General features: G+C 43.8%; 8 protein-coding genes and 1 pseudogene. All 9 read left to right on the forward strand.

The window, feature by feature from the left end; all coding sequences use genetic code 11:
• Nucleotides 1-250, forward strand: a 250-nt coding sequence (locus QXV08_RS08840; protein ID WP_342821576.1) for a hypothetical protein, incomplete at its 5' end; no start/stop codon positions are given.
• A gap of 4 nt (nucleotides 251-254) precedes the next feature.
• Nucleotides 255-497 carry a hypothetical protein gene (locus QXV08_RS08845; RefSeq protein ID WP_342821577.1) on the forward strand — a complete coding sequence of 81 codons (243 nt, stop codon included), beginning with the start codon at nucleotides 255-257 and terminating at the stop codon, nucleotides 495-497.
• The gene (locus QXV08_RS08850) at nucleotides 490-876 is read left to right on the forward strand and encodes a hypothetical protein (protein ID WP_342821578.1); all 387 of its coding nucleotides are present in this window, start codon (nucleotides 490-492) and stop codon (nucleotides 874-876) included. The genes QXV08_RS08845 and QXV08_RS08850 overlap by 8 nt, the downstream gene beginning before the upstream one ends.
• Before the next feature lie 24 nt (nucleotides 877-900).
• Nucleotides 901-2,511 (forward strand): site-specific DNA-methyltransferase, encoded by a 1,611-nt coding sequence (locus QXV08_RS08855; protein ID WP_342821579.1) that lies wholly within the window; start codon nucleotides 901-903, stop codon nucleotides 2,509-2,511.
• Entirely contained in the window at nucleotides 2,508-3,425 is a 918-nt protein-coding gene (locus QXV08_RS08860) for a hypothetical protein (RefSeq protein ID WP_342821580.1), read from the forward strand. Before QXV08_RS08855 ends, QXV08_RS08860 begins: the two co-directional genes overlap by 4 nt.
• Nucleotides 3,426-3,591: 166 nt before the next feature.
• The gene (locus QXV08_RS08865; protein ID WP_342821581.1) at nucleotides 3,592-3,774 is read left to right on the forward strand and encodes a hypothetical protein; all 183 of its coding nucleotides are present in this window, start codon (nucleotides 3,592-3,594) and stop codon (nucleotides 3,772-3,774) included.
• Nucleotides 3,775-3,813: 39 nt separating this feature from the next.
• Nucleotides 3,814-3,975, forward strand: coding sequence for a hypothetical protein (locus tag QXV08_RS08870; protein ID WP_342821582.1), 162 nt, complete (start codon nucleotides 3,814-3,816; stop codon nucleotides 3,973-3,975).
• Between the two features lie 44 nt (nucleotides 3,976-4,019).
• Nucleotides 4,020-4,205 carry a hypothetical protein gene (locus tag QXV08_RS08875; protein ID WP_342821583.1) on the forward strand — a complete coding sequence of 62 codons (186 nt, stop codon included), beginning with the start codon at nucleotides 4,020-4,022 and terminating at the stop codon, nucleotides 4,203-4,205.
• Nucleotides 4,206-4,208: 3 nt separating this feature from the next.
• Nucleotides 4,209-5,189, forward strand: a pseudogene (locus tag QXV08_RS08880) (class I SAM-dependent DNA methyltransferase); the annotation flags it as partial.

Raw genomic sequence — 5,189 nt, forward strand, 5'->3', positions numbered from 1 at the left:
AGAGTTTAATGTTGTAACTGTGGAGGAGTGTGATAAGGCGAGGATTATTCTGCAGGGTCCATGGGGTGTTAAAGACCTTGGCTTAGGCGAGGGTAGACATAAACTAGAAGTCGTCCTTCCCGAAGGTGTCTACGAGGTTAAGTACACGTTTATCTGCGGAGAGCACAGTTATGAGGACTCATTCAAGGTTGCATCCTCTAAATCTCTACCAACAGGTCCTAAGAGGCCTAACACACTGAAGCTCGGGTAGCCCTATGAGTGACTTGTTCGCGAAGATTAGAAGGGTTTTCGGAGAATACGCTGTCGACAAGAGCCTGCTTCAGGTAGCTGAGATATCCAGGCTTCCAGGCTTTGTAGCAGAATACTTGATGGCTGAGTTCTCCCAGATGTACCCTAGTGACTGGCAAGAGAAGCTGAGAGAGAACGACGAGATAGAGTGGGTTTTCGAGAACGGAACAGTCTACATTAGAAAAGCACGAGGTGAGCAAAGTGGTTAGATGCCCCTACTGCGGGTTCGATGGAGAGCACAGTCTTCTCAAGACCTGGAGATACAGCTGGTGGAACGTGTACCTCTACGAGTGCCCACAGTGCAAGGGAAGGTTCAGGTACCAGGTAGACCCTGAGGGCAAGAAGAAGAGTTATGTGATTAGGCTGGGGTCGAAGAAAAAAGCACAGGTGAGCAAGGTAATCAAATGTCCCTTCTGCGGCTTCGAATCCGGTTTAAACGAGTTCAAGGAGCTGCGAGAGCCCTGGAGCTACAGCTTCTATGAGGTTAGAAGGCTCGAGTGTCCTAAGTGTAAAGGTGTGTTCAACTACTACTATACTACGAGGGTGTTTCACCGAGAGATAAGTGTTCCTCGTTCACGATTAAAATGAGACCGAGGGCTAGGAGGGATAATTATGAGCCATCGAGAAGTTGATACGTTTAATTGGTTTACTGAATGGAAGTCACACAATGACTCGTGGGTGCCGAAAGTTATTATTGGAGACGTGCGAAAAGTGATACCATTATTGCCTGATAATTACGTAGACTGCGTTGTGACATCTCCCCCTTACTGGATGCAGAGAGACTATGAACATCCTCAGCAAATTGGGAGAGAGAGCTCTCCCGAGGAGTATACGCGCGAGATCGTGAAAGTGTTCGAAATGCTTAAGCCTAAATTAAAGAAGACTGCCACAGTATTTCTAAACGTGGGCTACAAATACTACAATGAAGAGTTGCTCTTGATTCCCGAGATGATAGCGTTAGAGATGCGTAAAACAGGATACATGCTTAAGAACAAAATAATATGGTACAAGCCGAACGCGATGCCAACCCCTTCTCGAAACAGGCTCAACAACATGTACGAGCCAGTCCTAGTATTCATTAAAAAAGAGTCGAAAGAATTTTACTACTTCAACCTGGAGGAGGTCGGAGAAAAACCGAAAACACTTCAAGATTTCCTCTCGAGAATTACGTCAGTAAAGCCCGAAGACTACCTGGGACTCAGAGTAGTGGACTCACTAAGGCAACGACAAACGAGAGAAGGCAGAGTCGTGGGTGTGAGATATCATGGAAGAAAGGTCTACGAGGTTCTTGTTAAATGGACTGACGGAGAGCTTGAGTATCTACCGATGGGGGATTTAACGAAGGACTACCCCGAAGAAACGACGTACACGTGCCCATACTGCGGAAAGAGCCTTAGCAACTGGGACGTGGTTCTCTCCATTGCGAACTATGAAAAGATTATTTGCCCTCATTGTGGAAAATACTACCCTAGCGGAGTCTTTCCATATCCAAACATTACGAATAATAACAGAGAATTGGTTGTGTCAAAAGAGCTTGTAGTTCAAGAGGTCGAAGAAAAGAAATATCTGACTAAAGCACCTAAATCCAGTAAATACATGATTGTCGAGAGAGTAATATCTGCGTCTCCCGCGGGAAGGTTGGCTTTAACTGGTGAGTACCTGGTCGTTAAGAGGAGGTGGAGGGTTCCTCAACCATTAATCTCCTTCTACTTAAAATACTGGAGGGAGCTACGTGGAGTATCAATTAAGGAGATAGACAACTTTTTCAACTACAAGGATACAGCGGGACATTGGTTTAGATACGACTTCGGTGAATGGGGAAAAGGAGGTTCTCTGCCTAGACCAAGTGATTGGACTAGACTCAAAGAATTACTTCGTTTCGACGATACATACGATAGTCTTCTTAAAGAAGTGATCCTAGGGTTTTCAACTGTGAAATCCCGCGAGTTGAAAAACCCTGGAGATGTGTGGAGCATTAAACTTGAGCAGTATCCTGGAGCTCACTTTGCGATATTTCCGAGGGAGCTTGTCGAAAAAAGCATCAAGATAGGATGCCCGATCAACGGCGTAGTCTTGGACCCTTTTGCAGGTTCCGGAACGGTTGGCGAAGTCGCATTCAAGTTAAGGAGAAAGGCTATGCTCATCGAGTTAAAGAAAGAGTATGTAGAGCTTATAAAGAATCGTTGTAATATGATTGATTTGTATCCGAGGGAGGTTTATTGATTAGCGATATACTGTCGATGCCTCATGTGTCTTGCAATAACACACAAATATCTATTGAAAAACTCGAGTACTACTATCTTACCCGACTAGACGATCTAATATATTCAAATATACAAGAAATAGTTTCATTGTTCGCCAGAAGATTTAAACTATACAACTATTGGAAAAACTTTCTCAGTACTGGGTCAAAGAGGCTCACTGATCTCGGGATAGGTGCGGAGAGAGTTTTCTGGAAAATAATTGCGAACTCATTTCCAACCTGGAGCCCAGTGCCATTACTCATTGGCTCAAATCTGTTCTTCGAAATCGATGACGCGTTTGTACATATTGATATTAAATCTGTGTATGTAGATAACCTGCGCGATTACGAAGGATTAGTAGAGGTTGGAGACGCGCAAACAAGTTATCCCATGAAAAACAAATGGGGGGCTCAACAAGAGTTCATGCCGAAGATTCAGCCTACTTACATCATTGATAACCGGGTAAAATATTCTTTAACCTACTTTATACAGATTATCTACGAAAAGCCAGAGGAAATCATCAGCAAAAATCTTGATCCTGGTCCAGTGGCATTGGTTCTGATCTCGTTGCCCAATGGCAATCTATATGACGTTTATGGCGAAGACATCGTAAAGTATCCTAAAAGTTATATAACGAAGAATAAACAGAGAGTAAGACCCGCTAATTACAGATATTACTACTCCGAAAAGCCATGCTATATTTGTTTACAGTCGATTCCAGAGCTGACTTGCACTTATAGAGTCAGAGTCTACTTCAACAAGAAATACATTGGTCATAAGGTCTCCGTAAAGTCAGATTCATCCTGGAGAACGATAAGAATCTCGCCAGAAGTAATTGTGAGCCTCAAGTCTGAGGAGTGTAATGGGCAGAAGTGCTACATCAAATATTTTTAAAATACAATTTGCAATTCACAAAAATTCACTAGTCTTCTGAATAATCAAAAATGACGGGCGTTTTCACCATCAGCTTTCTCGAGAGAAAAGTGAAAAGTGTATACTTGATAGGGTTCCCTACTAACTAAACTATGTTTTTATCTATGACATCTTATGGGGGTGTTTTGTGATAACGATAAAAATGAACATTAAGGTGTTCACGTACTATTCAGAGGCTGTTTACACACTACTAGGATTACACACTGTACGCGACTTGGTGACTACATACCCGTTTGAAGGAGCAGTGAACAGAACTTCAGCTATAGTTGTTGAGAAGATCTGCGAGATAAGGGATATCAGTAACTCGTAAAGATGCCTCGACTCAGCTAAGCTAGTAGAGGAGAATAGAATGATAAAGTATGTGATATGGGTTAGCGAGAAAGCTGTGCCAACTGATATGCAGCTGGAAGAGGTCCTGGAAACCTTTAAGAGGTACAAAGCGGTGATGACACCAATAATCAAGAAAGATCCCTCAAGTCCCTGGATGCAAGTTATAGGAAAAAAGTGTTGATGTACATCAGGAAGCTAGTTGGTGAATCACCATAAGAAGCATATGTGAATGTATTAGCCGCGTTAAACCGTGTTTACTATGTGAAAATCAAGGAGAGACTACCTGGCGGAAAGCTAGTGATAACCAATCCGCCTGAACCCGGGCAGAAGAAGAAGGTTAAGCAAGTAGAAGTCGTAGTCGAGCCAGACCACATTTACCCGCTGATCAGGGGACGGGATGTAAAGAGGTAGTACGTGGATTATAGGGACGGAGACATCATTCTAACACACAACCCTGGAACCAGGCAACCACTAACTAGGATCGAGCTACAGCAAAAATATCCAGGTGTATATGGATACCTCTACCAGTTCAAAGAGGACCTTAAGTCTAGGTCTATAAAGCCCTTCCTCTCTCTAAGAGATGCGATCAGGAAGGCGAAAAGCGAGGCGGAGAAGCAATGGGCATCAAGTAGGCTTGAAGAGATTTTCTACATAGTCGACAACATAGGTTCATACACCTTCGCTCCATACAAGGTCGCCTGGAAAGAGGTGTCCGCAAGAATGGGGGCTGGAGGATTCCATGTAGCAGTTGTAGGGTCTCTTAACGATAAATACCTGGGAAGTAGAGTAGTAGTGCCAAACCACACGGTTGTAATAGTGCCAATGAATAATGAGACTGAAGCGCACTACCTCAGTGCCGTGCTGAACTCCAGCATAATAGCATTTGTTGGAACCTACATGCCTGTTAAGGGCTTAGAGAACCTAGCTATTCCTAAGTTCAACCAAAATAATTCTGTGCATGTAAAGCTAGCTGAGCTCTCCATGAGAGCTCATGAGCTTGCCAAGTGTATTTACGCTAAAGTTAAACCCGACTATTGCGGTAAACTCAGGAACCCTGAAGAAGAGCTCGCGAAAGTTGAGGAGGAGATAGATAGGTTGGTTGCAGAGCTCTATGGCATGCCCGAGGACGCATTGCAGGACATCAGGGGGCTGTTGGCAATCTTAAAGGCTGAGGAGGCTCCGGAGGAAAGTGAGGTAGAGGATGAGGTATTGAAGCCATCAATAGAATTTCTCAAGACTGATGTAGTTGCCGGTCAGAGAGACTATATAGAGTTTAATGTTGTAACTGTGGAGGAGTGTGATAAGGCGAGGATTATTCTGCAGGGTCCATGGGGTGTTAAAGACCTTGGCTTAGGCGAGGGTAGACATAAACTAGAAGTCGTCCTTCCCGAAGGT

Origin of the sequence: Desulfurococcus sp. (assembly GCF_038881575.1) — an archaeon.
Classification (GTDB): domain Archaea; phylum Thermoproteota; class Thermoprotei_A; order Sulfolobales; family Desulfurococcaceae; genus Desulfurococcus.

Coding starts and splice junctions, on each gene's coding strand:
- QXV08_RS08845 (WP_342821577.1), top strand. CDS start 255: ATGAGTGACTTGTTCGCGAAGATTAGAAGGGTTTTCGGAGAATACGCT.
- QXV08_RS08855 (WP_342821579.1), top strand. CDS start 901: ATGAGCCATCGAGAAGTTGATACGTTTAATTGGTTTACTGAATGGAAG.
- QXV08_RS08870 (WP_342821582.1), top strand. CDS start 3,814: ATGATAAAGTATGTGATATGGGTTAGCGAGAAAGCTGTGCCAACTGAT.